Below are 26,796 nucleotides of genomic sequence, written 5' to 3'. Positions count from 1 at the left end.
ATTTTTGTTTCAAATCTGTACAACGACCCGTCTGGAGGTCCGCCTTTCGCGGGCTTGCTTCAAACGACCGAAGCCTTTGATGGCATTGCCTTCGAGGCGATTGATGGGAGTCATGGGGCAGGCGTATCAGAGTTGAGGGAGCCCTTGCACGCGCGTTGTGATGCGCTGTCCGCGATGTGCCGGAATTGATTCAGATGTGTTCAACGCTCTGCGTACGGTGCCGCACGGAGTACCTCGATGACCGTCCGGAAGTCGCGTGAAAACCAACAGTGAGTCAACAAACCAGACACATGGTCTCGTGCAGCATGAGGTTTTACGCGCCTCGCGAAGCCGCACCTAGATCAGGACGACACCCAGCGATAGAACGTGGCGGATATCGCATTGATCGCGCGGACTTCGCCTGCAGGTGTCGCGCATGTTGCATCAGCGTTAACCGCGGGGCTGGATGTGTGCGCAACGATTCGTTCCTGCGACGCGAATGACGTCAGAGGAATCAGCGGCACGATGAAGGGACGTTGCGGCGCGAGGTGGAACCAGTCGCGCGCTGCACGGTAGTGCGGGTCAATGATATGAACGAAGCGCGCAAAGCGCTGCGCTTCGATGACGAGTTGCCAGCCGTCTTCGCAGCGTTGCACGGCGACTGTCAGACCGAGGTCGTGCGACTCGCTCACGCGTCGCTCAGGCAAATGAAAGGCCTCGCAAACGATTTCGCCGCTCGCTGCGTCGCGCAGTGTCGCCAACGTCACGTCGTGCGCGCGCGGGCCGAAGCGATACGCGTGCGTGAAGTCGAAGAACTGGCCGAGGCAGGCAGCCGCGCCGATACGTTGCGTGCTACGCGGCGGCAACTCGACAGCGCAGCTCGCGGACGCGACCTTGACGCTGCCATCGCGCAGACACACCAGTTCGAGTCGTCCGCTAAACGTTTGCGCGCGTTCGTTGATCAGATGAATATCGAGGCCGTTGAGCCCTTCGTCGGTGAGCGTGACCTGTAGGGGTTGCAGCGTGTGCGCGAGGCCGTGCAGCGCGCTCTTGGGCCGTCCTGTGGCGTCGATCACACCCCAGCCCGCGCCCGCGCGCAAATCTTGGAGTTGCCAGACCAATGCGCCGCCGCACGTCGAGTCCGCGCGTCGCCATTCGGCGAACACGTCGCTCATCACTTCGGCCACTACCGCGCGCGACAGATCCAGATAGCGCCCGGCGTCCTCATAGCGCAGCCGCGCCGGCTCGACGCCGTACAGCGTGCGCAGATAGTGGTCGCGCACGTCGTCGAAGTCCCAGCCCGCACCGGGGTCGCGCGGCACGGCGGCCTTCCAGCGCGGATCGTGCGAATGAATGGTGCCGAGCGCGTCGTGCAAGGTTGCGTCGTCGGGCACGTTGGCGAAGGCGAGGCATTCCGCGGCGAAGCGCACCCGCGCGCGGCGCGCGTCGTCGAGTGGACGCTGATACGCGCCTACGCCGTAGTAGTGCGTGATGCCTTCGTCAGTCGAAAACGGCCACGCACCGCCCGTCGGTGAGTTGGCGATATAGGGGACGTCCGGACGTTCGCGTAAAACGATTGCGGGCAACAGTTCTGTGAACACAGGCTGCGCGCGCAGCGACGGCGGCAGGCCGAACATCGCTGCCTGCTGGTCCACTTCGCTGCCGCCGCACAGCACGGCGAGCGCCGCGAAGCGTCGCGTGCGCGTCAGAAACTGCGTGGCTTCTTTTTCGATCGACGCGCGGAATGCCGCATCGTTGGGATAGTCGAAGTTCGCCAGCGCGAAGTCTTGCCATATGAGCACGCCGTATTCATCGGCGAGCGCATAAAACGCGTCGGACTCGTACAGCATCGTGCCGCCCACGCGCAGCATGTTCATGCCCGTCGCGCGGGCCAGCTCGAACGTGTGACGCAATTGCGCGTCGGTGCCGGCGAGCGTGACGAGGTCCGCGCTGGTCCAGCATGCGCCGCGGCAAAACACCGGCACGCCATTGACGTGCAGTGCGAAGCCCGCGCCGTCGGCGCCGCGTTGCACGTCGAGGCTGCGAAAGCCGATCGAACCCAAAGCGTGAGAGCTCGCGCAGCCGTCATCGAGTTGCAACGTCAGAGGATATAAAGTCGGCTCGCCGTGCGTGTGCGGCCACCAGCGTTGCGCATGCGGCACGCGTACGCAGCCTGTCAGCGTATGGGCATCGCGCCATTGCAAAGACGCAACCGCGGTCCCGCATTTGAGCGTCGCGGCGCAGGTAGCGGCATCGTGCGCAAGCGCAAAACGTAGCGTGAGTGAAACAACGCCGTCATCGCGTTCGATGCGGCTCGTCAGATCAATCGTATCGAAGGCGTGCGGCGTGTCGCCGAGCAGTTCGATCGGACGCCATGGACCGACCGCGTGTATCGACGGACACCACCCCGGCATATGACCGAGCAGCGTGGTGCGTACGTTGCGCAGCGTCGGCGGCGACACGAGCCGCGGCCGCCAGCGCGCACGCGGGCGTTTCGCTGCCAGCGCCGGTGCCAAGGAGCGAAAGCACAGCGCAAGTGTGGCGCTGCCATTTAGTTCGATGTCCAGATCATGTGCGATGAACATCGAGTCGCAGTCGAGACGTTTGATGCCGTCGAGCCAGACTTCGGCGATCGTCGCGAGGCCGTGCAGCCGCAAGCGGCGTTTGCCGATACCGGTGAGCGTGACGCGATACCAGTGGTCGTCGTAAGCGAGCGAGGGCGGGTGACCGATGTCGAGCAGACCCGCAGCCTGGCGCGCGCTGGCCACGGTGCCGGGCACGGGCGCGTCGAGCCAGCCGTGCGTGGGCCAATCGGCGGGCGATGCGCATGCGCCCGCCGCCGTGCTCACGCACTGCCAGCCGGTATCGAGTTGTTGCGGCCAGAGTGATGGAGCCGCTGTCGGCTCCGGCGGCGCAACACTCTTGCCGTCGGCGGCGCTTCGAGCGATCCGCGCGGTTTCATCGACAGCGGCAACGTGCGCGGCAACGGCCGCGTCAGCCTTCGTCGTCGCACCGCCGCCCCCTTCATCACTCAACGGATCGAGCGTTGGTGCATCCACAGCGAATCCTCAAAAAGTCTTTGCAGTACGCGACGTACGCGACGCGCGTCACCGCACCAGCGCGGCGAGCGGCGGCAGCGTCGCTTCATAAGCGCTTTCCAGCACGTCGAAGCAGTCGTCGCACGCATCGCGGCGTCCGCGCGCGATGGCGCGCACGAGCCTGAACTGCATCACCATCGACTCCCCCGCGATACGCTGCGCCGCCGCCGGAATCGACGCCGGCATCTCGAAGCCTTGCGCGGACAGCCATAGCAGATACTTCGACAGAAACTCGAAGTTCGCGCCGAGCTGCCGCATCAGGTTGAACGAGTACGGATGGAAGAATGCCTCGCCGCGTTCGAGCAGCATGTCGAGATGCGCGGGAAACGCGGCCCGCCATTGCGAAACAGGATTGACGAGCGGCCTGCGTTGCAGATGCGCGCACAGCAATTCCGCCGACGCTTCCGCGAGCGCGCTGCCTTCGAGCGCGGGTCGCGCCTGCTTGGCGAATTCCACATACGGAAACAGCAGATCCGGTTGCTGCGCGAATTGCGGCAGCTTGCGGAACACGCCGTCGTAGTCTTCGCCGTCGAGCAGGTGATAGCCGGTGTTGTGGAAATACCCAAGGCGGCGCGCGGCGGGATCGATGAAGTCGATGCCGATCGTGGTCTTCGGATGCTCGCGGCGATACGACGTGGCGCGCGTATTCGGCAGGTAATAGCCGTCCACTTCGACCAGCACCGTATGACCGCGCGTGGTCTGCGCAAGCACGCGGGCTTCGAGCGAATCGTAGATCGCCAGTTCCTGCACCTGAGTGCCGTACAGCCGTTCGATGTCTTCGAGTGGAAATTTGAAGAACGTGAACTGGTCGCCTTCGAAATCCTGCGTGACGGTAAAGGCGAATGCCGCGCGCGGGTCGAGCCCGAAGCCGTGCAACAGTTCGATCCACAGATCGACGTAGCAGTTGGTCTCCTGCCACACGCGTTCGCCCTGGTGGAGCGCATGCGAGACGTGTTCGCGCGGGCGCGTGACGGATGCCGGCGCGGCGGCGCTGTCGCGAGCGGACAGCTCGACGCGCCGGGACATCGGCAAAGCGCTGGACGTGTCCATCGGCACCTGTGTCAGCGAGGGGTTCATGCGCCGGCTCCAGTGGGTTGCGCATTCGCCAGCATGACCTGCATGCCTTGCGCAACGCGCGCTTCGGTGTCGCCCCACAGCAGCGCGCGTACGTCGCCGGGCCATTTGTTCACGTCGAGACCGTGATGACGGAACAGCGCGAGCGTGATGCGTTCCATGCCGAAGCCGACGCAAGCGGTATGCGCGACCGCGCCGTCTTCACAGGCAATCTTCCAGATCGCGCCGAAGTGGTCCATGTGATAGTTGAACGACAGGCAGGCAGTCTTGCCGCGCGGGTCGGCAATCGGAATCAGCAGTTCGAACTTCAACGCCTGGGCGCGCTGACTGTCGGCGACGATCTTGCCGCCGCGGCCGAAGAACGGATCGTTGGCGAGATCCACTTCGAGCGGCAACTGCAGCAGCGTCACCAGCAGCGAGCCGCGTTCGATCCACATCTGCCGGAACGCCATCACCTGGTCGGCGCTGCCGAGGCGCACATATTCGCGCTGCCGGAACATCTGCATGCGGCCGGGATCGAGCGACGGTTCATGGCGGAAGCAGTACGACAGCACGTCGATCGTGCGGCCTTCGACGGGCAGCGGGCCGCGCCGTGCCATCACCGGATAGATCGGATAGCAGGCGGCGGGTGTCAGCACCACGCGCGTGGGCTTCTGCTGCGCCATCCATGCGTCGCTGCGTTCGTCGTCGCTGTCGCTGGCGGCCGTCGCTTCGTCGAGCGCGCGCAAAAGCTGGCGATGACCGAGGTCGTCGCCGCAGAACGAATGAATCGTTCCAGCGAGATTCGGGAAGCTCTTCAGGTACTCGCTGTCTTCGAAATCGGTGCGGCGCATCGCCGGCGGAAAGCGCAGCACTTCCGGTTGCTGGTCCGCGCCCAGATGCGTGATCGCGACGTTCAGGCGCTCCAGCACGTCCTCGAAGATCTGGCTGCGGCCGTACAGGCCGTTTTCGCCGGTATCGATCAGCAGGCCGGCGGCCAGCAGTTCGTCGCGAAAGTCCGGCGCGGCGCTCGCATCGGCCACGCCATGAGCGGCAGCGGCTGCGGCCGCGGCGGTATCGGTCATCGTGTTCATTCAGGCTTTCCCCGGGGCGGCAGGACGCTGCGCGAGCAACAGGCTTGCGGTGTTCTGCGCGATGCGGTCGTTGTTGATCATCAGCGGCGCGGAGTGCAGGTCGCGCAGATGGCGCCCGACGCTGTACGGCGTGCCGTTCTTGTAGCCCGCCATGCCGCAGATCATCAGCACTTGCTGGACGACTTGCAGCGCGGTGGTCGAGATGCTGGTCTTCAGCGTGTTCATGTCGGACGCGAAGCCGAGCAACGCGGCAAGCGGCGCATCGGCCTGCGGGCCGTCATGCCGTGCCTGGTGCGCGGCGCGCGCCGCTTCGAGCGCGACCGACAGGCGCGCCTGCATCATCTGCAACAGGCCGACCGCGTCGGCCAGGCGCACGCCCGAGGGCGGAATCGAGCCGGGCGTCGCGCGCGCCTGAGCGCGGAAGAACGCTTTCGCGCGATTCACCGCGTCGCTTGCGATGCCGGTCCAGACCGACGCCCACAACGTGTGCGAGACCGGCAGCATGGTCTGGTCGGCGATCTCGGCGAACGGTGTCGCGAGAATCTGTTCGGCGAGTCCTGTTGCGACGAGCCGGAAGCCTTCGCTGCAGGTGCCGCGCATGCCGAGCGCGTCCCAGCCGCCGCGTTTTTCCAGTTGCGTGTTCTCGCGCAACGCGACGATCAGCACCTGGTCGGCGGCAGGCGACTCCGCGGTGCGGCGCGCGGTGACGAGGATGCCGTCCGCGTGCGCGCCGTACGAAATCGTCGGCGCGAGCTTTTCGATGCGAAAACTCGGGCCATCGAGCTCGACCGAGCAGGCACTCGTGCGCATGTTGCCGCCGATGGTCTCCTCGGAAGTCGCCGAGGCGAGCAGCCATTGATGCTCGACCAGTTGCGCGAGCAGCCGCGCATGCCACGCCGATTCGCCGCGATGCGCTTCGATGCACGCGACCTGGATCTGATGCATCGCATAGATCATCGCGGTCGACGCGCAGCCCTGCGCGAGCGTCTCGCAGATCGCGCCGATGTCCGCGAGCGACAGCCCCGCGCCGCCGCAAGCGGCCGGCACCATCGCCGAGAGCAAACGTTCACGCTTTAGCGCGTCGAATGCTTCGCTGGGAAAGCGGGCCTCGCGGTCAACCGCGTCGGCGAACTGCGCGGCTACCGCAGTGCAGCGATGCGCGGCCGCGCGCCAGCCGGGCTCGGCCTCGACCGTCGTCAGCACGACGGCCGCCTCAGCGCCGTCGGGCGCTGGCGTTGCGGCAGGGGCCGCATCCGGCAAGGGCGCGTTCATGCTGCGGCCTTGCCCTGCTGCAATTCGGTAATTGCAGCAGCCATCGAATCGATGCTGGAGAAAAGTCGACGCGTCAGCAGGCGGTCCGGAATTTCAATGTCGAATTCATCTTCGATGGCGAGCATCAGATGCACGGTCGCCAGCGACGACAGACCGGCCGCGTAGAGATCGGCGTCGTCGGCGAGGCTGTCGACCGGCACGTCCAGACGGGCGGATTCGGAAATGATGCGTCGCAATGCTGTCTTCATGGTGCGGTGCCTCCTGGTGGTCCAACGGTCCTGGAAGGAGTGAGCGAAAAACGCTTTTACGTGTGCGGCTTTCCGCGTGTTTCGGCCGGGCGGTCATCGCCGCCGCGCCTGGCGCGTGGGTCGCGGCATCGTATTGCCGCACGCGACATCGCGCTCCGGAACGTATTAAAGGATTGCGAACCCCGAGCGTCAGTGCGATGGCGCACGGAAGCACGCGTTTCGCGGACGTACCGTGTAGCCATGACAACGAGCCGGGATGTTGAACCAGGCCGTCGAGGGCAGCGAGCGCCGCCGCCCCCGTTGAACTTACTGAACCGCTGGGGAACGTAATGAACTGGAAGACGCTGGAATTCGATCAGCTTTGTGCTCGCGAGTTGTATCTGATTTTGCGGGCGCGCAGCGCGGTGTTCGTGGTCGAACAATCGCATGTCTGTCTCGACGCGGACGGCCGCGATGAAAACGCGCTACACGTGTTCGCGGTGGAGGACATGGGCCGGCCGATGCCGATTCTCGCTTACGCACGTGTGCAACCCGGCGATGCGGAAGATCCGGAAATCACTATCGACAAGGTGCTGACGAGCCCGTTGCGGCGCGGCGACGGCACTGCGGAGCTGCTGATCGAACGCGTGCTGGAGGCGATCGCCGAGCGTTGGCCGGGACACGCTGCGCGAGTGAGCGCGCCGCTCGGTTTGCGCGGCTTCTACGAGCAGTTCGGTTTTCGCAAGACGGAAGGGCCTTACCTCGAACATGGCGTGCCGTTCATCGGCCTCACGCGCCAGGTGCGCAGCACCCAGCCGCGCTTCGGCGCGCGGCGCCGCACGCGTGACGGCGAGTCGATCGTCAACACGTTCGAGCTGCTATGACGGCACCGATCATGTCGCCAATCGCGTGAGCACTGCTAACCAGGCAGATTGGACGTCGTCGGGAACCGTTCAAGAACCGCATCGTAGAACCAGGCAATTCGCTCGAGGTGGAAGCGGGCGTCGCCGGAACACGCACGCGGTTTTCCGTGCAACCGGCGATTCTCGCGGGCGGGTCGGGCACGTGGCTTCGGCCGCTATCGCGCCAGCGCCTCGAACATTGCAGCCGGCCGGTGCGCATCGTCGTCAAGCCGGGCGGACGGCTGTGTTTGCAGATGCGTCAGCATCGTGCGGAACACTGGTTCGTCGTGCGCGGCACAGCGCTCGTTACGCGCGGCGAGAAGCGCTTCCTGCTCACGCAGAATCGGTCGACCTTCGTTCCGCTCGGCGTCACGCATCGGCTCGAGAACTCCGGTAAGACGCCGCTCGAAATGATCGAGGTGCAATCGGGCGGCCATCTCGGCGAGGACGACATCGTGCGCTTCGACGACCGGTATGGCCGCGCTCAGGTGAGCGCGGACCCGCGACCCGGCAAGGGCACTTCGCACTGAAGCGCGATGCAATGCACGCGCATGCATCGGCGGCCGTCATGCGCACGCCGCGCCCGTGCGTGCCGCCGTGTGTCTCTGCGTGTCTCTGTGCGCCCCGAGCCCATATACGTTTCTCATGACTCGCACCGCTCCCCGCGACCACGCCCGGCGACATCCGCCAACTCCGGTCACGCTCGCTCATCCCGCCAGTCCCTATCCGCCAGCCGCTCGCCGTGCGGTCCTGCAAATCAGACAATTGCGTCCACTACGTGCGTATTCGCACTATGCAAATTCCGCAACGCAGGCACGCTTGACACGCAAGTTTATGGCCCGTCGAAACGTGTGGCGTTACATGGAAGAAACAATTCTTCAGAGGGATAACCCTGTCAGGAAGTGTCCCAACTGGCGTATCTGTTTTGAAGCTAGCAACGTATCGTCAAGAAGTTGCGGATCGCATAAAAAACGACACGATAGGGCCGATCAATTCAACGGGCTACGCGGGGAAAACACCGCTTCGGGGAGAGTGTCATGGAGCAGGCAAATAAAGATCGATCGTTGGTGAGCAAAGTGATGGACGGGCTCGTCACCGGCATCGTCGAAGAGAAGTACGGCGCTATCCTGCCACCGCAGGACGTGCTGTCGAAGGAGTTCGACGTCAGCCGGACCGTCATGCGCGAGGCGCTGTCGATGCTGCTCGCGCGCGACATGCTGGACGTGCGGCCGAAAATCGGCACGCGCATCCGGCCGATGAGCGATTGGCGCATGATCGACGAGGACGTCGTGAACTGGCGGTTTCGCGCGAAGCCCGATCCGCTGTTTCTGCGCGACGTGATCGAGTTTCGCATCCTGATCGAACCGCGGGCGTCGGCGCAGGCCGCTGCGCGTGGCGGCGCCGCGGACATCGCGGCGATTCGCGAAGCGTTCGACGCGTTTCGCGCGATTCGCCCAGGCGAGCCCGGCTATCAGGAAGCCGACGAACTGTTCCATACCCGCATCGTGGTGGCGAGCGGCAATCAGTTCTTCAAGCAGATGGCGGCGATCGTGCGCGGCGCGCTATCGACCGTGAACCCGATCCTGACTGACAAGGACGGCCTGTGGGAGGGCGCGGTGAGTTCGCATCAGCGCGTGCTCGAAGCAATCGAGCGGCGCGATCCGAAGGAGGCCGAAATAGCGTCGCTGGCATTGATCGACTATACGGCTGGAGAAGTCGGCGACAGATTTTCAGACGAGCCGCCCACGCGCGCCTGAGCCACGCGTGACTGAGCATCTGCGCGGCCGTGGCCCGCGCATCGATCTTTCCTGCGGGACAGCGGATCACGAAGGGCGCAAGCCCATGTCCGCGCGTCCGTGTTCGGCATGCGCGACAATAGCGCCTGTTCTGAACCGCATGGACTCGAAGAAACGATGACGATCGCAACACAGGAAGCCCCCTCGGACCGCGTGATTCGCTGGGGGATTGTCGGAACGGGCCGGATTGCCCGCCGCTTTGCGCAGGCGCTGGCTCATGTGCCGCAGGCACGACTCGGCGCGTTGTGGTCGCGTCGCGCGGAACCGGCGCAGGCCTTCGCCGACGAATTCGGCGGCGAGGTGTGCGAGAGTTTCGACTCGCTGCTCGCGAGCGGGATCGACGCGCTGTATATCGCCACCGTGCAGGACAGCCACGCCGACTACGCGATCGCCGCGCTGCAAGGGGGCCTGCACGTGCTGTGCGAAAAACCCGCCACCATCAACCGGCCGCAACTCGAACGCGTGCTCGATGCCGCGCGCGCCGCGCAACGGCTCTTCATGGAAGCGATGAAGCCGCCGTTCTATCCCCTCTACACAAAATTGCGCGAGCATCTCGCGGCCGACCCGATCGGCGACGTGGGCCTCGTGCGCGCGGGCTGTTCGGTGCCGGGCGTGCCGGACGATCATCCGTCGCTGTCGTTCGAGCATGCGGGTGGTGCGCTGCTCGATATCGGGATCTACGAAATGTTCCTCGCGGTCGACTGGCTCGGCGCGCCGCACGAAGTGCAGACGCTCGGGCGGCTCGGCTCGACGGGCGTCGATACGTTCGCGAGTCTGAACAGCCGGCACGAGCGCGGCATCGCGCAGCTTTTCTGCGGGCTGGATCTGCACGGCAAGGGCGATGCGCTGCTGATGGCCAAAGGCGGTCACGTGACGATCCACGAGCCGTGGTGGAATCCGTCGCGCGCGACGATCCGTTACGCCGACGGCCGCGTGGTCGAACTCGACGAGCCGTTCACGGGCGGCGGCCTGAACTACGAGACCGCGCACTTCTGCGAGCTGATCCGCGCGGGGCAACTGGAGAGTCCGGTGATGCCTCACGCGAAATCATTGCAGATGATCGCGATGGCGGATGCGGCGCGCGCGGCGCTCGGGCTTAGGTTCGCGGGGGAGTGAGCGGAGCAGGGCGTGCGAAGACGCGCGTGGCCGGGCCCCAGTGGTACGATTCGCGCGGGCCGTCTATACGCAACGCCCGGCGCGCCCGCGCTTTCGAATCCCTTGCAAAGGAGCTGCTTGCCATGCGCATGCTCAACAAGCTGTGGCGCGACAACAAGAGCCTCGTCGCGTTTCTCTTCCTGATGGTGCTGTTTCGCAGCGCGGTGGCCGACTGGAACGTCGTGCCGACCGGCTCGATGCTGCCGACGATCCGCGAAGGCGACAGGATCGTGGTCGACAAGATGGCCTACGATCTGCGCGTGCCGCTCACGCACATCGCGATCGCGCATCTGCACGATCCGCAGCGCGGCGATATCGTCACGATCGATTCGTCGGCCGCGCACGAGCTGATCGTGAAGCGCCTGATCGGCTTGCCTGGCGACAGCGTCGCGATGCGCGACAACGTGCTGTACGTGAACGGCGTGCGTGCGGATTATCGGCCGCTGAAACTCGCCCCGTTGCCGGGCGACGCGGTGTCTCATGGCGACTATCTGACCGAGCGTTTCGACGGCGTCGCGCATACGGTGCGGCTCGCGCCCGACGCGCCGAGTCCGCGCGATTCGTTCGGGCCGGTCGTGGTGCCGCCTGGCAAGTATCTGATGCTCGGCGACAATCGCGACAACAGCGCCGACTCGCGTTACTTCGGCTTCTTTGCGCGTGAGGAACTGATGGGCCGCGCGCGGCGCGTCGCGTTCTCGCTCGATCCGGACCACTACTGCGAGCCGCGCTTCGAGCGCTTCGGCGCGCCGCTGGACGCGGCCACGCCGCTCGCCGGCCGTTAGGCCGCGCGAGCTACCGCCAGACGCTGAGTGGGGCTCGGCAGCGCTCAGTGGCGCTCAATGACGCGACGGTAGCGCGAGGCGTCGTTCGTACCAGCGCTGCGCCCATTCGAGCACCTGACACAGCACCCAGTACACCGCGGCCGCGGCCAGATAGAGCGGCAGCGGCTGATAGGTCGACGCGATCATTTCCTGCGCGCTGCGCAGCAGTTCGGTCACGGTGATCACCGACACCAGCGAGGTGTCCTTGATCAGGCTGATCAGACTGTTCGACAGGCTCGGCACCGCAATGCGCAACGCTTGCGGCGCGATCACGTAGCGCAGCGTCTGGCGGCGCGAGAGCCCAAGGCTATAGGAGGCGAGCCATTGCCCGCTGGCAATGCCGAGAATCGCGCCGCGCATGCTTTCGGACAGATACGCGGCCACGTTTGCCGACAACGCGATGACGCCGGCCGGCGTCGGATCGAGCGAGATGCCGAAGCTCGGCAAGCCGTAATAGATCACGAAGATCTGCACGAGCAGCGGCGTGCCGCGCATCACGCTCACGTAGATGCGCGCGATCCAGTTCAGCAGCCGGTTGTGGCTGATGCCCATCAACGCGAGCATGGCGCCGGCGATCAGGCCGAAGATCATCGACAGAACCGCGAACTTGACCGTCAGGACTGCGCCCTGTGCGAGCACAGGTAGCGATTGGACGAGCAGGGAGGTGGTGGACATGAGCGGTGGTCTGGTTGGCGCACAAAGCGCACATCATAAACTTTGGCGGGCGTTAAAGCGCGGGTGCCGTGGCGTAAGTTGCTGGCGGGGTAGCGCGCATCCTTGCGCGAAGACAGGTGGGCAGTCAATCGGGCGCGATCCGGAGGTGCGTTGACGACGCCGTACGCGTGAGGGCGGAAGCCTTCGCGCGCCACCGCAACGCGAAGATGCCGCGGCGTTTCGGTCATGATGCGGCCATGACCGGGCCATGATGCGGCGAGCCAGCAATGCAGCGAGCCACGCCGGCACAAACGCAAAGGGCGGCATCGTCGCCGATGCCGCCCTTCGTTTCACCCGTGGCGCCTTACTTGATCGGCTTGCTGACGTCGATGCCGAACCACTTGTCCGAGATCTTCGCGAACGTGCCGTCCGCTTCGAGCTGGGTCATCGCGTCTTCGATCGCCTTCGCGAACTTCGGGTTGCCCTTACGGAACGGGATGCCCGACGGGTTACCCGCGCCGACGTTCGCGCCGGTACGCAGCGGCAGTTGCGAGTTCTTCAGCAGATACGCGAGCATCAGACGGTCGTTGAGCGCCGCGTCGAGACGCCCGGCGGCCAGATCGCGCAGATATTCGGGCGCGCCCGGATACGTCTTCACGTCGATGCCCGGCACCGACTTCGCCATGTCCATGTAGTTCGTGCCCAGACCGACGCCGAGCTTCTTGCCCTTCAGGTCTTCGAGCGTTTTGAACTCGCGCGTGTCGTCCTTGCGCTGGATCAGTTGCGCGGCCGAGTACGTGTAAGCCGGGGAGAAGTCGAGCGCCTGCTTGCGCGCGTCGGTAATGCCAACCTGGTTGACGATCACGTCGAACTTGCCCGCCTGCAGGCCGGCGATGATGCCGCTCCATTCGGTCGTGACGAATTCCGGCTTCACGCCGAGCTTCGCGGCGACCGCCTTGGCGATGTCGACGTCGTAGCCGACCAGTTCGCCCGACGGCGCTTTCGAGTTGAACGGCGGGAAGGTGCCTTCCAGACCGATGCGCAGCGTGCCGCGCTGCTTGACCTGGTCGAGCAGGTCTTCCGCGTGCGCGGCGACGGCGGTGAACGACGCGCCGATCAGACCGGCGACCAGAAGCTTTTTCAGCAGGCCAAATTTCATCGTGTTCCTTGTTGTTCGTCTGGCGTTTTAACGGACGAGAGCATAACAAAACGGGCTATTGAAACCAAAATACCGTTTGTGTATGTCTATATTACCGGGGCATGGACCGCCGCAAGCGCGCGACGCTCCGTGACGGGTCGTGAGATCGTGGCTTAGCGCAGCGCCTGCGCGCATTCCGCCACCAGCGCCGGTCCACGATAGATGAAGCCGGTATAGAGCTGCACCAGCGACGCGCCGGCCGCCAGTTTCGCGCGCGCATCCTCGCCCGAGAAAATCCCGCCGACGCCGATGATCGGCACCGTCTCGCCGACTTCGGCGCGCAGCTTGCGGATCACTTCGTTCGACGCGTCGAACACCGGCTTGCCCGACAGGCCGCCGGCTTCATCGCCGTACTGCATGCCGGTCACCGCCGTGCGCGACAGCGTGGTGTTGGTCGCGATCACGCCTTCGAACTTGTGGCGCAGCAGCGTGTCGGCGATCGACTTGACCTGCTCGTCGTCGAGGTCCGGCGCGATCTTCAGTGCGAGCGGCACCAGCTTGCCGTGCATGTCGGCGAGGCGCTGCTGTTTGTCCTTGAGCGCCGCGAGCAGCGCGTCGAGTTCGCCCGCGCCTTGCAACTGGCGCAGGTTCTTCGTGTTCGGCGACGAGATATTGACCGTCACGTAGCTCGCGAACGGGTACACGCGTTCGAGGCAGTAAAGGTAGTCGTCGGCGGCGCGCTCGATCGGCGTGTCGGCGTTCTTGCCGATGTTCAGCCCGAGAATGCCGCGATAGCGCGCAGCCTGCACGTTCTGCACGAACTGGTCGACGCCCGCGTTGTTGAAGCCCATCCGGTTGATCACCGCGTGCGCCTGCGGCAGACGGAACATGCGCGGGCGCGGGTTGCCCGGCTGCGCGCGCGGCGTCACGGTGCCGACCTCGATGAAGCCGAAGCCGAGCGCGGCCAGTCCGTCGATGCACGCGCCGTCCTTGTCGAGGCCCGCGGCCAGCCCGACCGGATTGCGGAACGTCAGCCCCATCACCGTGCGCGACGCGTCCGGCACATGCGGCGCGAGTGCGCCGGCAAGGCCGGTGCGTCCGGCGGCGCCGAGCATGCGCAAGGTCAGGTGGTGAGCGTCTTCCGCGTCCATGCGAAAGAGTTGGGCGCGTACAAGCGGGTAGAGGGAACTGAACACGGGACGAAGCCGGGCGGCCGAAAAATGGGAACCCGCCATTTTACCGGTTTTGCGTTTTGATGAGACCGATTGGCGGATTCGGAGCCGTTGTTGCGGGACTACGTGCGCAGCATTGGCATACGCGCCCGCATCCGCATCCGCATCGCGGCGAACCGCACGACGCGCCGCCGTCCGCGCGACCGGCTACGGCCTGAGCGGGCCGCGTCTGCCGTGAATCGCCAGATCGACCGGTGGCAGATCGATGCTCGCGGGATCGAGCACGCGCCACGCGCCGTCGATCAAGCCTTCGAGCGGCCGGAAATTCGCCTTGTACGCCATCTTCGGACTTTCGCGAATCCAGTAGCCGAGGTACACGTACGGCAGCTTCAGGCTGCGCGCCTGTTCGATCTGCCAGTAGATGTTGTAGGTGCCGAAGCTGGTCTGCGCGAGCCCCGGCTCGAAGAACGTGTACACCGACGAGAGCCCGTCGCCGAGAATGTCGATCATGCTGATCATGCGCAGGATGCCGGGTGAGTCCGGCCGATCCGGCAGCGGCTCGCGGAATTCGACGAGGCGTGAATTGATCCGGCTTTGCAGCAGGAATTGCTCGTACTGGTCGCGGCTGTCGCGGTCCATGCCGCCGCCCGCATGCCGCGCCGACTGGTAGCGCATGTAGAGCGCGTAGTGTTCCTCGTCGTAATGGAGCGGCGCGACGGTGGCGATCATCTCGCCGTGCTTCTTCCACACGCGCCGCTGCGTGCGGTTCGGCTCGAACTGATCGACCGGCACGCGCACCGGCACGCAGGCGCGGCAACCGTCGCAATACGGCCGGTACGTGAACACGCCCGAACGCCGGAAGCCGGCCTTGACGAGGTCGGTATAGACGTCGGAGTTGATCAGGTGACTGGGCGTTGCGACCTGCGAGCGCGCGATGCGGCCATCCAGGTAACTGCAGGGATACGGCGCCGTTGCATAAAATTGCAGCGCTGAAAGCGGAGAAAGAGGCAGCTCGTTGGGATGAGTCACGTTGGCAGCTCGCGAAGCGTCTCTGGTAATGCGAACCCGCCGCCTTGCGGTGTGCGACCCGCGGCTCGGTAGGCGACGGATCCGGATTCGGCCTGATTCTTCCTACGCCGCTCGCGCGACGAGCTCGAGCAACGCGGTCTTGTCGAAGCGCCAGGGAATCGGCGCTGCGTCGACAGACGCGCGAACATGCGCGACGAACGCCTTGCGCGCTATCTCGCGACCGCCCAGCGACGCCAGATGCGACGTGTTCTGCTGGCAGTCTATCATTTCTATTTCGTGACGGCGCAAGTGGGCGACGAGCGCCGCCAGCGCCATTTTCGACGCGTCGGTGACGTCGGCGAACATCGATTCGCCGAAGAACATCCTGCCGAACGACACGCCATACAGACCGCCGACGCGCTTGCCCTCGAACCATGTTTCGATGCTGTGCGCGTCGCCCACCCGATGCAGCGACGAATACGCTTCGACGACGTCCGCGGTGATCCACGTGCCGCGCTGTCCGCGTCGCGGCGCTTGTGCGCAGGCGCGCATCACGGCGGCGAAATCGTGATCGACGCGGATCTCCCAGGCGTCCTCGCGCAGCACGCGCTTGAGGGTCTTGCGCAACGAGGGCGACAGTTTGAATTCGGCGGGCCGCAGGACCATGCGCGGGTCGGGGCTCCACCACAGCACCGGCTGGCCGTCCGAGTACCACGGAAAGATGCCGCGCCGATAGGCGTCGATCAGCCGTGACGGCAGCAGGTCGCCGCTCGCCGCGAGCAGACCGGGAGCGCCGCTGGCCGCGCCGAGCGCACGCTCGACGGGCGGGAACGGATCGTCAGGTCCGAGCCAGGGAACCATGCGCGCCGCTCAGCCTTCGCGCAGCGAGCGGAAGATGTCGCCCGTGTGCAGGCCGAAGCTGCCGGTGGCGCGGTCGGCGAAAAAGAAGCGCAGCGTCTGGCCGACGGTGGGGAAGGCGATCTCGTCCCACGGAATCTCGTGTTCCTCGAACAGCTTCACTTCGAGACTTTCCTCGCCGGCGGCGATGTCGAGATCGAGCAGCCGCGCCATGTAGAACAGATGCACCTGATGCACGTGCGGCACGTTCAGCAGCGAGAACAGGCTCTGCACCTCGACGCGCGCGCCGGCTTCTTCCAGCGTTTCGCGCGACGCCGCTTCAGCGGTCGTCTCGCCCATTTCCATAAAGCCCGCGGGCAGCGTCCAGTAGCCGTAGCGCGGTTCGATCGCGCGGCGGCACAGCAGCACCTTGTCGTCCCAGACCGGGACGGTGCCGACCACGTTGCGCGGATTCTGATAATGCACCGTGCCGCAACTGCCGCAGACGAAGCGCTCGCGGTTGTCGCCCGGCGGAATGCTCAGGCTGACGCCGTGGCCGCAGACAGAACAGAATTTCATAGGAAGGGGACGAGAAGGAGTGATGGGAGTTTATCACCGGGGCGGGGGTTTGCTGAGGTGGGCGAGCGGAGCCGGTGAGCGGCGCGGAAATGGCCGGGGTGCAATGAACAAATCTGTTCGGAATCCGAATTGAATTGCGCGTGACGAAGTGGTCGTGCAGGGGTGAAGCTATTGGATGGGGATTGATTGATGCGGCGGCGCGCGGCGATGTGGTTGCCGAAGTCCAAAAGAGGCCGGCAAGAATGCGGCACGTCGAAGACCCGGGTGGGGATGCGCAACACGACGTGCAGCACAAAACAAAAAAGGCCTGCCGATCTGGCAAGCCTTCAATGTTTTTTTCGACGTCTCCAACCAGTTGATGCTCTTGGTTGCGGGGGTAGGATTTGAACCTACGACCTTCGGGTTATGAGGGCGAACTTTCAGTCTCACCCCGTCTCAGTCAGTGCCAAACCGTTGTTTTTCAAGGCTTTCCGGTGCTTGTGTGTCTCTCTCAATGCCACCCAGTTGCACCCGGTGCCAAACGGCAAATGTCCTAGATTTGTCCTACCGGCCCGGCGCGACGCAGAGAGAGACGACACGATGGGAACGAAACACCAGCGCTTCAGGATTGATCGGGATTTCATGCGCGCACTGCGCGGCACGGGCGACTATCAGGCGTACCAGTGCGACGAACTACGGGGCTTCGGGGTGAAGGTGACGCCCGCAGGTTCAGCAAGCTACACGTACCGCTGGACGAAGCCGGACGGCACCCAGGGCCGCAAAACGATCGGCTATTACCCCGCCATGAATCCCGGCGATGCGCGCAACGCGGCCAAGCGCGAAAGCGAGATTATCGACCATAAGGGCGACACCCTCACGGTTGCGGCGGTGCGCAAGGTAAAGCGCACCGAACTCACCAGAACGGTGCGCGGCGTGCCGACCCTGCGCCGCTACCTCGAAGACACCTATCGCGCCGAATCGCGCACGGTGTGCAAGACGGCCGACCACGGCGACGCCAACGCGCAAATCATCCTGCAATCGTTCCCCGATTTCCTCGACCTGCCGCTCGATCAACTCACCGCCGCCCCCCTCAAGGAATGGTGCTCGGCGCAGATTTCGGCGGGCCTCGCGCGCTCGACAACTAACAAAAAGCTGACCGCGCTTCGTGGCTTGCTGACGTTCGCGGTAGACGCGGAAATCCTCGCGGCGCACCCCATGCGGACAGTCAAGATGCTGCAAGAACCGTCCGGCAAGGTGCGCTACCTGACGCGCGATGAAGCCGACCGGCTTTACAAGGCGATGGTTGCCCGCGAGAACGACATACGCGCCGCGCGCGAGCGCACGAACGAACACCGCCGCCGCCGCCGCTTGCCGGTGCTCCCCGATCTGGCGCAAGCCGAATTTGTGGACCCGCTGCGCCCGGCCGTGCTTGCCTCCATCATGACCGGGCTACGCAAGGGCGAACTTTTTAACCTGCGCTGGACGGATATCGACCTGGTACACCGTATCGTTACCGTGCGTGACGAACACGCGAAATCGGGCAAGCACGGCATATTCCGATCAATGCCGCGCTCTATGACGTGTTCGTTACGTGGAAGCCCCTAGCGCACCCGGATAGCGTCTATGTGTTCGCGGGCGAATCCGGCGAGCCTATCCAGTGCATGAAGAAATCATTTGCGACCGTGCTCAAGGCGGCGCGCATCGAGTCGTACCGCTGGCACGACATGCGCCATACGTTCGCATCGTGGCTTGTACAAAGCGGTGTTGACCTGAACATAGTGCGCGAACTGCTCGGCCATGCTTCGCTGGCTATGACCATGCGTTACGCGCACTTGGCGCCCAACAACAAATTGCGTGCAGTGTCGGCGTTGCAACTCTCAGGCCCGAACATCGCGCAGGTTGCTAGCATCCCGCGCCTTGCGGCATAACCTCGTTACAGGAACAAAAAAACGAACATTCGAAGCGTTTCCCTGACCAGCGCGCAGATTGACGCGAACGGCACGGCCGACGTGTTCGCAACAGTAACGGATAGAGGCGACAGGACTTCCAATTACGCCATCCGGTTCACATCCGCAGCGAGGGGATAGCAGCTTACTACGACAATGCGGCGTCACATCGGCAAATGCCGGAAGGTAGCGGCAATTCATGATCCGACCTCGTGATCGACGCATACGGCCTGATTTTGTGTCATATGGGGCGGCAGTCGGTTAATGCTGCCATAGCGGAACGGCAGCTAACCCGCAGCATCAGGACATCTAGGAAACAGGCACGCGCGGGCTTGGAGAACGCCAACGCCTGACAAAGTGCCGTGTCAAAGCCCGCGCAAGCGGGCTTCTCATCATGACGTGATCGAAACCTGTCCGATGCGTCGCGCATTTCCCTGAACGTTATAGGTTTCGCTCACAGAGTTTCCATCTGCGGTCGAGCAAAACCTACATCGCGCAAAGGATCACGCCGCAATCGCGAAGCCATTTTATGCGCATTGAGTTCGGAATTTTCTTTTTCAAGAAAAGAATTTTGTTCGTCATTTCCAAGTATTTTCCCGTTGAATCCATCGAAATTAATCATAGACTTTTAATGATAAACAAGCAAAAAGCGCAACCTGGATAATCATAGATTCGATGAATATTATTAAGTCATTGGCTGATCTTCTATATGAGGCTGATACGAAACTTTCCCCGCGACAAAAGGATGATCGGTTCGTTCTGGAGATGGCAATTATTGTTACGTTATTTTCGCCTCTCTTTTCATATTTTTCGTCCTCTCCCTATCAGGGAGATTTGCCACCCGTTGCGCCGATCATAAGGGAAGTTGGGACATTCATTACAAAAGAATGCTCAAAACAAACGGATAGTGCAGATTTCTGCGGATTTCGATCGAGCGACGGAAAGATATTTCCAGTCGAATACATAAAAGAATACTCCAGCATCAAGGAATTCATAGCGTTGCACGGAAACGCCGTGCCTTTGCGAGTAGATGGATTTTATCTGCTAAACGGAAAAGGGGGGTGCTGGCTAATAAAAGTATCAACATTAACAGGCGAGGAGTTGTTATCGGAGATTGATTCATACTCAAAATTGAAAAGTATGCGCGGCATTACTTTTTTGCTACCTGGCTTATACCTGGTTGCTGTTGTGCTGTGGAGCATTTCTATACGCAGCGCATTACGTTTTAGCATGAGGAACTTCTAAAAACATGGCATCAGTTACAACGTCACAAGCTGTATCTTCATTCGTTAACTTCCTGATCGGGGGAACAGTCAACTCAGCCGACGCCGCAAACAACGTTTCCAGCGCACTGGATCAAAACCAGAAAGACCCTCTGGTCAAATACAGTGCGGCGGTAAGCGCCGGTGCTAGCGTGGCTGGGATTGCGAGTTCGAGCACTCAAATGCTGCTGCAGTTCAAGGAGGATTCTCCGGCGGCTGGCGCGTTAATGGGCAAGTTGGCGTCGAACGCTGCGAAGGTTGGTCTGGCAGCATCAATTGCCTCTGTCGCGAATACCGCGTATAAGAAAGGCATCGGCGAAGTGCAGATAAGCCAGCTAGCATCAGTAGTCGGGGCTGCGTTAAGCGTTCGCGCATTTGCTGCTTCTCCGCGGGCGGCTATCGGCTTGGGCGTGCTTAGCGCGGTCCTTACAGTTGCGAGCTGGGAAACCCCGAGTTCAACGAAGCTGAGCGACGTTTTCGAATTCCTTAAAAGCCCCATCCATTCTTATTACGATCAGCTTTCCCCGTCTGAACAGTCATCGTTCACTGATGCCTTTTCAACGACGCTCGAACAGTGCTTTTCTGGCTGCCTTCCGGTGCCCCAGGTCGACAACGCTGGCTGGGTCTATGACTGGGAAATGATGATGCCGACGGCCGCGAGCCCGTCCCCCAAAGGCGGGGTGCGCGTTACGTTTGCTAACGGCGTCGAATATATTTACGGCGCTCCGGTTGACGACACACCGCTACAATTGACAAGCGCGGTTGAAACGCAAGACGTGTGGAATTTGGCGCAATCGTCCACTCGCAAATCAGGCCTCAATGTGTACGCGAACGGCAGCTTCAGTAACGTCTTTAAAGACGACCAGATTGGCGACGCTACTGAAGTATGGATTTCGGGCACGGGACACAATTACACAGTTGCGGCCGACTCTAAAGCGACCGGAGCTGCACCAACCCATTTCATATACATCGACGGGTCCGGCAAGACTGTTACTGTCGAGTGTGACAATAACTTTATCTTTGTCGCGAGCGGGAACAGTTTGATCGTCCGCGGTCAAACCAGTCGCGTTTACGCGCAAAAATCCACTACTGTGATTTTTGAAACCAGCGATCCTGAGGTTTTGGCCGGAAGCACCCTGGTCAACGAAGAGTCGGGAGAGATATGGACCGTCGGCGATGATGGCATTGCATACTCAAGCGCGGCAGACTCCTCAATATTCGTAATCAATCCGGGACGGAATTTTTTTTCGATTGACAATACCGGAAAAAGCTCTATCGCCACTCAGAGCGAGGATGGGCGCATGTACCATAATCGCTATGACGCAAGCGGGCTAATGGAAGAGCAACTAGTTATCCTACCTACTGGCGGCTATACCCAACTTCTTTTCAATTATCCCAATGGTTACATAAGGCAGACTCAGATGCTTACATCGAACGACACGGGCACGGGTGGAAGTCTCTGGAAATTCAACAAGCAAGGCCAGACCATTGAATACATAAGCTATCTCTCTTCCGGAACAGCCTTTGATTTTGTCATTGATCCGGGCACGGGAAATAGTACCCTAGTAGGGACTTCATCATTCCCGCCTTTTCCAAGGGTCAGCTTCGACGCGACCAATGGGAGTGTAACGTGGTACCCGCGGTGATCTATTCGTAGCCTGTGAGCGTTGCGACGTATAGACGGCCCGCGTAACTTTGCGGGCCGTCAACTACGGGCTTAGGCTATCTATGCGCTTTTCTCTCCCCCGACTGCATGCGGCGCTCCCACTCGCGCGCGCGCGAGCGTGATAAGCCCCTTGCGGCCCACCCGCATTTCCTGCGGCGTCTGCCCCCTGCGTCGCATCCGGTAAAACGTGGAACGGCTCATGGCGTAGCGACGGCAAAATTCATCAACGGTTAGCGGCGGCTCGTTATTCGGCGCGCGCTTGCTCGGCGACGTTGCGGGCATCGGAAACACATCTCGGCGATTCGCTGCGGCGTTCATCGCGTGCCTCCGATCAGTAGTCTGAACCTATAGCCACACGCGCCGCGCTATCGTTATCGAGGCAGTCCGCGCAGCGCGTGGCCTCGATAACGACAACACCGCTGCCGCTGCTCAGGCCGACCATGCACGGGGTTTGCCCGCACTCGCTGCAACATTGGCCCCAATCGGGCCGCCACTCGATCACGTCTTCCGTACCATCCTCGCCGCGCTCGGGCGGCACGCGCCCGCGCAGCGTTTCGCGCTGTTTCGCATTCTTCGATGACATGGCGTTATCTCCAGCGACGCGGCCGGGCTCAGCCGTCGCAACCAGCGGCGACTATGCGGACCTGAAAGACACGCCCGCAATCCCACCCGCGCCGGTTAACGCGGACTGGAATGCGACATCCGGCCTCGCACAGATTCTCAATAAGCCGTCGTCGTTTGCTGCTTCGCTACCGACCCTGACGATTGAGCTGGGCAACAGCAACCAGGCCAATAGCGGGTGTGGGATCGATCATGGAAACTGGTACGGGCTGGATTTCAACATCGGGGTGTCCGCGTCGAATGGTTTCAAATACAGCGTAGCGTCTGACGGATCGTTACTGCTCGGCGCAACGGGGCTCTATCTTGTGTGCGGCAGCGCCAAAATGATTCCGCTTGCATCGGACACATACCAGATGCCAGCGCAGATCACCGCCGCCACAGGCCAGCAGTACACCTTCCCAGGCGTCTACCAGTACGCCGTGCAGAACTATCCCGCGCCACCGCTTTCGACTCTCGCAACAGGCGGCAGCCTCGGAACACTTGCGTTATTTGGTGCGATTGGGGACTGGCAGGCCGGGATGTCAACGTGGCTAGGCTTTTCAAAAGTACCTGGCACACAGAACCAGAATCCGCTGCACCTTCAGGGCTATCTGTCCTACATCAAGATTGGTTGATCTTCACTGCGTTTGTAAAGGGCGCGCCATTGCGCGGTCTTTTTGCTATCCGGCCGCCTTGTGCGGCCCTTTTTATTGTCTGGAGGCTACATGGACCAGATCACATTCCAGCGAGCCGGGAGCCTTTCCGATGCACTTGCCGCGATGGTTCGCGCCCGTGTCGGCCGCAATGTCCGAATTCGCGATCAATACGGCCGCACGTCAAACGGCATTCATCGCGCAGATACGCCACGAGAGCGCGGGCTTTACCCAACTCACCGAATCATTTCAATTACCGGCCCGAAGCGCTCGCGATCTTCTCACGCGTACCCGTTTCGATGCGTGCACGCTTGGCCGCCATCCTGACGAAAAGACCGTACCGCCTGCACGGCAACAACAGATAGCGCACCTTGCCTATGCGAACCGCTACGGCAACGGCGACGCCGCGAGCGGCGACGGATGGCGATACAGGGGGCGCGGGCTTAAGCAGATAACGTTCTTCGACAACTACCGCGATTGCGGGCGCGCTCGGCGTCGATCTTGTTGCGCAACCTGATCTGCTCGCAGTCGATGACGTACTCGCGGCGCGTTCGGCCGGATGGTTCTGGGCTTCGCACGGGTGCAACGTAGCAGCCGACAGAAACGACTTTGCGCAGACTACGCGCATTATCAATGGCCCCGCGATGGATCAACATGCGAAACGTGAAACGTATTACGCGGCGGCAAAGAGTGCGTTTGGCCTCGCGTAAGTCGCACAGGGCATAGGCCGCGTGAAATGTGGGAAGCGCTTGCCGGCCTCTGGAATGGTGACGACATACATGCGGCTATCGCGGTCGGTAACGTGTGCGGCGCATTCGTCTATCTGCTTGAAACGACCGAATCGCGACGCGGCCGCAAATATGTCTATGCAGTGATTGCCGCAATACTCGGCTATGGTATCGCTCCCTGGGCAATGGAGCGCCTGCCGTGGATGCCTCGCATGATGGGCGGCGCGCTCTCCAGCGCCCTGGTGGTCGGCGCGTTGATTGCCGCATTCAAACAGGCCGAAAAATTCTTCCCGTCGATCGCGAGCCGCATTAGCGAGGAAGCGCGCAAACGCATTACGGGCTCGTACACCGGGCAATGACGATGAACAATGACGCATTCTGGAGTATTGCGAATGCGCTTGCGTGCGCGGCAATCGCGTATCTCGTTGGCTGTCCGCGCGCGCAACCGGGGCGGCGTCTTTCGTTACGCGTGACGGTTGCGCGCACGCTTGTTGCCTCGATGGCGGCGGCCGTTTGTGTATCCATCATCATGCACCGCTATGCAACGCCGTTCGAAGTCGTATTGAACATCGCGATTGCGTTCGCGGCGTATGCGCAACACGGCGATATCATCGCCGACACGCGCAGGACGCCCGATACGTGACGTGCGGTTTTTGTCACGCAATGCGGGTAACGCAGAGCATGCGCCTGGTCGGCCATCTCGCGCGATCGAACGTAACGTGGCACGGCGCTATGTCGTAGTCGCGCAACGGTTCGCGCGCGCGGATGTCGGCGATTGCCCGCACGCACGCGCGCCGGTTCTTGCGTGCATCCGTGCGCCAGCATTCTGCGCCTGTTTTGAGCGCGTAGAGTTGCGCCGCCAGCGAATCCGCACGGAATGGACTGGCGCGCATCATCGGAACCACTCTGGGCCTGCGTGGCGTTGGTCCTGGGGATGCCTCGCGCGATGCGATCACAGCCAACGCTCAGGACTCGATATATTCCTCTGCCTCGTCGCCGTCCGGCCGTTTCCGGCCTGTGGTGGGGTGATGCTGCCAGCCTTGCGGCTCGCTCTTTGCGGACCGCCCCACGTGACGAGCGCTTCGCGTGCGTGCGCCGCAGTGGCATAGCACCATAGTTCGCCGCCGCCGTCCGGTGTGATATCCGCGAGAATTGCCGCGGCGTGCCCCAACTGTCTTATGCAGGCCCTGCGCCCGCTCGGGAACACGCGGTAATCCGTATAGCCCATCGCCTCGCACAGCGCACGCATGCGCACGTAGTCGTGCGTTTCTGGCGTGAGCCCTTCGATATGCTGCGCGAGCGCATCAATTGTCTGAGACAAAACTTCTTCGGGCGTCAGACCCTCCCGGCGCGCGTATTCGGTTACGCGCTAGTACATCCTCGCATCGATAAGCAAGTCGGCCCGTACCTGGATCATTCCCTTCGCCTCTCAAGAAGATTGTCTATAAACATGCTCGTCGCAATAGACATCAGCGAACTACGCGAGATACCCAGACGGTGCGCGTAGGCATCGATGCGCGCGAGCAATTCCACCTCCACCGATATCGTTGTCTTTGTCGTAGGCGCGTTTATGCGATTCCTTCGCGCGCCTTCCCCCTGATCTGGTTTTCCTGTCTGGCTCCTCTTGCGTCCCTGGGCTGCTGACATTGCATGTGCTCCGCTTGCGGTGATTGATACTGCGGGCACTATAGCAACGGTTTAAGCCTGGATTCTATAAGCAGTGCAATGTACTCCATAAGACCTCTTTTAGGTTTTCTTATGCCATACCATAAGATTCAAAAAAAAGCACTTTCGCGCGTCGCTTCTGCTTCCGTAAGGCTACGCCATGCGCGCCTCGCGACCTGCCTTTTTTCTGCGATGAAAGTTGATATCGTCCGTGACTTCGCGCACACGAACCGGCGCGGCCGGTACTTCAAGACTCGCAGGGCGCAATAGCTGCTCGGGTTTGCAGTGCAGAATGGGGCATAGCTTTGCAAGCGTGGCCGACTCTTCGAGATGCCGGATATTTTTCGCACTTGACCCGTACTGCTCGGCGAGTTGCGCGAGCGACAGGCGGCGATGCAAGCGCCATGCGGTCAGCGGTGACTTGCCGGCGATCATGTGGGCAAGTACCACGTCGGGGTAATCCGTATCATCGGGCGCGCGTGGCTCTGTCTTCGCGTGTGGCGGGGTGTTCGGGTCGCCGCCTTCGATCACGGTAAGCCAGGGCTGGGTGTTGCTTCCGGCCTTCGGCGTAAGCTGGGCAACGGGGCAATCAAGGTACGTCGCGAAGCGATCGAGTGTCGTCCTTGACGGCCGCGCCTTCCCGTATTCGTGCTGCTCGATGTTCGATCGCGTCGTGCCGAAAAGCTCGGCCATTTCGTCTATCGACCAGCCCCGATACCGTCGCCAGGCGCGCAGGAAATAGACACCCTCGTTGATCTGTTCCAGCACTTCGGCGGGTGGTTCTTCCTCGAACTCACGGGCGAAAAATTTCTGTGACGATGAAATATCGCCTTTGAGCTTCGCAACGTGCGGTGCATCGTCCGTACTGGGGGAAATGTCGGCGCGGAATTGTGTTGCGTTGGCCGGTTCGCCGTTCGCTTCGCTGGCCGGGGTGGAATCGGCGGGCATGCGGGCTATCAGATCGGCCCATTTGCGGCCGTGTTTGCCTTCCTGTACGTAGGGCGATGGTGGCGCATGGCTGGCCGTTGCAGAGCGTTCCTGTGCCGCTTCCGGTTCACCTTGGACTTATCCGTCAAGCGAGGCGCGATACATGCCGGGGCGTGCGCGTGATTCTATGCGCGCCGTCTCTGCGCGGCGCACTTCTATCCAGAACGTGGTTAGCGCGGAAAACATCGACAGGGGCACGATGGCCCGCAACCGGTTTCCGTTGCTGTCCGTCTCATACCGGACCTGTTCCATATCAAGACCGTAGGACATCGGCGAAGCCTCCATCAGTAGAATAGAGGGGGCGCGGAAAATTGTTAAATTTCCCGGCCTGTTCGCCAGCCTAGTTCAATCATCCGATTGAAACAACTACCGTATAAGGTTTCCGAACGCATCGAGACCCGCGCGCTGCGCCGGTCGCAAATCTTGCGCGCGTTTTTATGGGGTATTGCGATTCGGTGGAGTAGTGGCGGAATGCCTGGGACGGGTGCCGTCGATTGACGGACAACAAAAAACCCGCTCGAAGCG

At 62.3% G+C, this 26,796-nt stretch carries 28 protein-coding genes and 1 pseudogene; 13 read left to right on the top strand and 16 right to left on the bottom strand.

The features are described 5' to 3' along the window. Nucleotides 1-341: 341 nt before the first annotated feature. Genes BGI01S_RS08090 through BGI01S_RS08070 form a run of 5 tightly spaced genes read right to left on the bottom strand, consistent with a single transcriptional unit; the run spans nt 342 to nt 6,744 of the window. Nucleotides 342-3,038 (bottom strand): glycosyl hydrolase 2 galactose-binding domain-containing protein, encoded by a 2,697-nt coding sequence (locus BGI01S_RS08090; RefSeq protein ID WP_042323977.1) that lies wholly within the window; start codon nt 3,036-3,038, stop codon nt 342-344. Nucleotides 3,039-3,086: 48 nt separating this feature from the next. Continuing rightward, the gene (locus BGI01S_RS08085; RefSeq protein ID WP_232624374.1) at nt 3,087-4,103 is read right to left on the bottom strand and encodes a DUF1839 family protein; all 1,017 of its coding nucleotides are present in this window, start codon (nt 4,101-4,103) and stop codon (nt 3,087-3,089) included. Between the two features lie 47 nt (nt 4,104-4,150). After that, entirely contained in the window at nt 4,151-5,224 is a 1,074-nt protein-coding gene (locus BGI01S_RS08080) for an amino acid--[acyl-carrier-protein] ligase (protein ID WP_042323973.1), read from the bottom strand. Continuing rightward, complete coding sequence (locus BGI01S_RS08075) at nt 5,225-6,496, bottom strand: acyl-CoA dehydrogenase family protein (protein WP_042323971.1); 1,272 nt, start codon at nt 6,494-6,496, stop codon at nt 5,225-5,227. Next, entirely contained in the window at nt 6,493-6,744 is a 252-nt protein-coding gene (locus tag BGI01S_RS08070; protein WP_042323968.1) for an acyl carrier protein, read from the bottom strand. The genes BGI01S_RS08075 and BGI01S_RS08070 overlap by 4 nt, the downstream gene beginning before the upstream one ends. Before the next feature lie 329 nt (nt 6,745-7,073). Here BGI01S_RS08070 and BGI01S_RS08065 point away from each other — a divergent pair, with 329 nt between their 5' ends. From BGI01S_RS08065 to lepB, 5 genes and pseudogenes are all read left to right on the top strand, one after another. Beyond that, a complete protein-coding gene (locus tag BGI01S_RS08065) occupies nt 7,074-7,607 on the top strand; it encodes a GNAT family N-acetyltransferase (RefSeq protein ID WP_042323966.1) in 534 nt (177 codons plus the stop codon). A 233-nt stretch (nt 7,608-7,840) separates the two neighbouring features. Further along, nucleotides 7,841-8,155: pseudogene (locus tag BGI01S_RS29455) on the top strand (cupin domain-containing protein); the annotation flags it as partial. A 507-nt stretch (nt 8,156-8,662) separates the two neighbouring features. Next, nucleotides 8,663-9,382 carry a FadR/GntR family transcriptional regulator gene (locus tag BGI01S_RS08055; protein WP_042323963.1) on the top strand — a complete coding sequence of 240 codons (720 nt, stop codon included), beginning with the start codon at nt 8,663-8,665 and terminating at the stop codon, nt 9,380-9,382. Nucleotides 9,383-9,538: 156 nt separating this feature from the next. Beyond that, nucleotides 9,539-10,537, top strand: coding sequence for a Gfo/Idh/MocA family protein (locus BGI01S_RS08050; RefSeq protein ID WP_042324504.1), 999 nt, complete (start codon nt 9,539-9,541; stop codon nt 10,535-10,537). A 122-nt stretch (nt 10,538-10,659) separates the two neighbouring features. Continuing rightward, on the top strand, nt 10,660-11,358 hold the full coding sequence (lepB, locus tag BGI01S_RS08045) for a signal peptidase I (protein ID WP_042323961.1): 699 nt from the start codon (nt 10,660-10,662) through the stop codon (nt 11,356-11,358). Nucleotides 11,359-11,412: 54 nt separating this feature from the next. Here the strand turns inward: lepB and BGI01S_RS08040 are convergent, their stop codons facing one another. From BGI01S_RS08040 to BGI01S_RS08015, 6 genes are all read right to left on the bottom strand, one after another. Beyond that, entirely contained in the window at nt 11,413-12,072 is a 660-nt protein-coding gene (locus tag BGI01S_RS08040; protein WP_042323959.1) for an amino acid ABC transporter permease, read from the bottom strand. Nucleotides 12,073-12,415: 343 nt separating this feature from the next. Beyond that, nucleotides 12,416-13,210 carry a cystine ABC transporter substrate-binding protein gene (locus BGI01S_RS08035; RefSeq protein WP_042323957.1) on the bottom strand — a complete coding sequence of 265 codons (795 nt, stop codon included), beginning with the start codon at nt 13,208-13,210 and terminating at the stop codon, nt 12,416-12,418. 152 nt (nt 13,211-13,362) lie between these two features. Next, nucleotides 13,363-14,424: a quinone-dependent dihydroorotate dehydrogenase gene (locus BGI01S_RS08030; protein ID WP_174447389.1), complete on the bottom strand. Its 1,062-nt coding sequence runs from the start codon at nt 14,422-14,424 to the stop codon at nt 13,363-13,365. 144 nt (nt 14,425-14,568) lie between these two features. After that, on the bottom strand, nt 14,569-15,390 hold the full coding sequence (locus tag BGI01S_RS08025) for an arginyltransferase (protein ID WP_042323954.1): 822 nt from the start codon (nt 15,388-15,390) through the stop codon (nt 14,569-14,571). 102 nt (nt 15,391-15,492) lie between these two features. Next, entirely contained in the window at nt 15,493-16,230 is a 738-nt protein-coding gene (gene aat, locus BGI01S_RS08020; RefSeq protein WP_042323952.1) for a leucyl/phenylalanyl-tRNA--protein transferase, read from the bottom strand. Between the two features lie 9 nt (nt 16,231-16,239). Beyond that, nucleotides 16,240-16,785, bottom strand: a complete 546-nt coding sequence (locus BGI01S_RS08015; protein WP_042323950.1) for an NUDIX hydrolase — start codon at nt 16,783-16,785, stop codon at nt 16,240-16,242. A gap of 579 nt (nt 16,786-17,364) precedes the next feature. Between BGI01S_RS08015 and BGI01S_RS28950 the strand changes: the two genes are divergently transcribed. Together BGI01S_RS28950 and BGI01S_RS28945 are read left to right on the top strand one after the other, a co-directional pair. After that, nucleotides 17,365-18,369 carry an integrase arm-type DNA-binding domain-containing protein gene (locus BGI01S_RS28950; RefSeq protein ID WP_167335634.1) on the top strand — a complete coding sequence of 335 codons (1,005 nt, stop codon included), beginning with the start codon at nt 17,365-17,367 and terminating at the stop codon, nt 18,367-18,369. Next, nucleotides 18,345-18,692 carry a site-specific integrase gene (locus tag BGI01S_RS28945; protein ID WP_167335633.1) on the top strand — a complete coding sequence of 116 codons (348 nt, stop codon included), beginning with the start codon at nt 18,345-18,347 and terminating at the stop codon, nt 18,690-18,692. The genes BGI01S_RS28950 and BGI01S_RS28945 overlap by 25 nt, the downstream gene beginning before the upstream one ends. Before the next feature lie 472 nt (nt 18,693-19,164). On the opposite strand, the gene BGI01S_RS30115 is transcribed toward BGI01S_RS28945, so the two are convergent. After that, complete coding sequence (locus BGI01S_RS30115) at nt 19,165-19,332, bottom strand: hypothetical protein (RefSeq protein ID WP_157004132.1); 168 nt, start codon at nt 19,330-19,332, stop codon at nt 19,165-19,167. Between the two features lie 53 nt (nt 19,333-19,385). Here BGI01S_RS30115 and BGI01S_RS30110 point away from each other — a divergent pair, with 53 nt between their 5' ends. Both BGI01S_RS30110 and BGI01S_RS08005 read left to right on the top strand, forming a co-directional pair. Next, nucleotides 19,386-19,955 carry a hypothetical protein gene (locus tag BGI01S_RS30110; RefSeq protein ID WP_157004131.1) on the top strand — a complete coding sequence of 190 codons (570 nt, stop codon included), beginning with the start codon at nt 19,386-19,388 and terminating at the stop codon, nt 19,953-19,955. A 4-nt stretch (nt 19,956-19,959) separates the two neighbouring features. Continuing rightward, the gene (locus BGI01S_RS08005) at nt 19,960-21,618 is read left to right on the top strand and encodes a hypothetical protein (protein WP_157004130.1); all 1,659 of its coding nucleotides are present in this window, start codon (nt 19,960-19,962) and stop codon (nt 21,616-21,618) included. A gap of 351 nt (nt 21,619-21,969) precedes the next feature. Here BGI01S_RS08005 and BGI01S_RS08000 read toward each other — a convergent pair whose 3' ends face one another. After that, nucleotides 21,970-22,221, bottom strand: coding sequence for a hypothetical protein (locus BGI01S_RS08000; protein WP_042323947.1), 252 nt, complete (start codon nt 22,219-22,221; stop codon nt 21,970-21,972). Here BGI01S_RS08000 and BGI01S_RS07995 point away from each other — a divergent pair. From BGI01S_RS07995 to BGI01S_RS07980, 4 genes are all read left to right on the top strand, one after another. Next, complete coding sequence (locus BGI01S_RS07995) at nt 22,220-22,873, top strand: hypothetical protein (protein ID WP_042323945.1); 654 nt, start codon at nt 22,220-22,222, stop codon at nt 22,871-22,873. The genes BGI01S_RS08000 and BGI01S_RS07995 overlap by 2 nt on opposite strands. Nucleotides 22,874-23,042: 169 nt before the next feature. Beyond that, nucleotides 23,043-23,408: a hypothetical protein gene (locus BGI01S_RS29450; protein WP_232624359.1), complete on the top strand. Its 366-nt coding sequence runs from the start codon at nt 23,043-23,045 to the stop codon at nt 23,406-23,408. Nucleotides 23,409-23,627: 219 nt separating this feature from the next. Further along, nucleotides 23,628-23,978 (top strand): hypothetical protein, encoded by a 351-nt coding sequence (locus tag BGI01S_RS07985; protein WP_042323943.1) that lies wholly within the window; start codon nt 23,628-23,630, stop codon nt 23,976-23,978. 2 nt (nt 23,979-23,980) lie between these two features. Next, nucleotides 23,981-24,262, top strand: coding sequence for a hypothetical protein (locus tag BGI01S_RS07980; RefSeq protein ID WP_157004129.1), 282 nt, complete (start codon nt 23,981-23,983; stop codon nt 24,260-24,262). Between the two features lie 309 nt (nt 24,263-24,571). On the opposite strand, the gene BGI01S_RS07970 is transcribed toward BGI01S_RS07980, so the two are convergent. From BGI01S_RS07970 to BGI01S_RS07960, 3 genes are all read right to left on the bottom strand, one after another. Further along, nucleotides 24,572-24,940, bottom strand: coding sequence for a hypothetical protein (locus BGI01S_RS07970; protein WP_042323937.1), 369 nt, complete (start codon nt 24,938-24,940; stop codon nt 24,572-24,574). A gap of 497 nt (nt 24,941-25,437) precedes the next feature. After that, entirely contained in the window at nt 25,438-26,232 is a 795-nt protein-coding gene (locus BGI01S_RS28940) for a helix-turn-helix domain-containing protein (protein ID WP_052400430.1), read from the bottom strand. A gap of 117 nt (nt 26,233-26,349) precedes the next feature. Beyond that, nucleotides 26,350-26,541, bottom strand: coding sequence for a hypothetical protein (locus BGI01S_RS07960; RefSeq protein WP_042323935.1), 192 nt, complete (start codon nt 26,539-26,541; stop codon nt 26,350-26,352). Nucleotides 26,542-26,796: the final 255 nt, after the last annotated feature.

This window comes from Paraburkholderia ginsengisoli NBRC 100965, from assembly GCF_000739735.1.
GTDB classification, from domain to species: domain Bacteria; phylum Pseudomonadota; class Gammaproteobacteria; order Burkholderiales; family Burkholderiaceae; genus Paraburkholderia; species Paraburkholderia ginsengisoli.
Note: the sequence above shows the minus strand (reverse complement) of the source record. Positions and strands in the feature narration are given on the sequence as shown.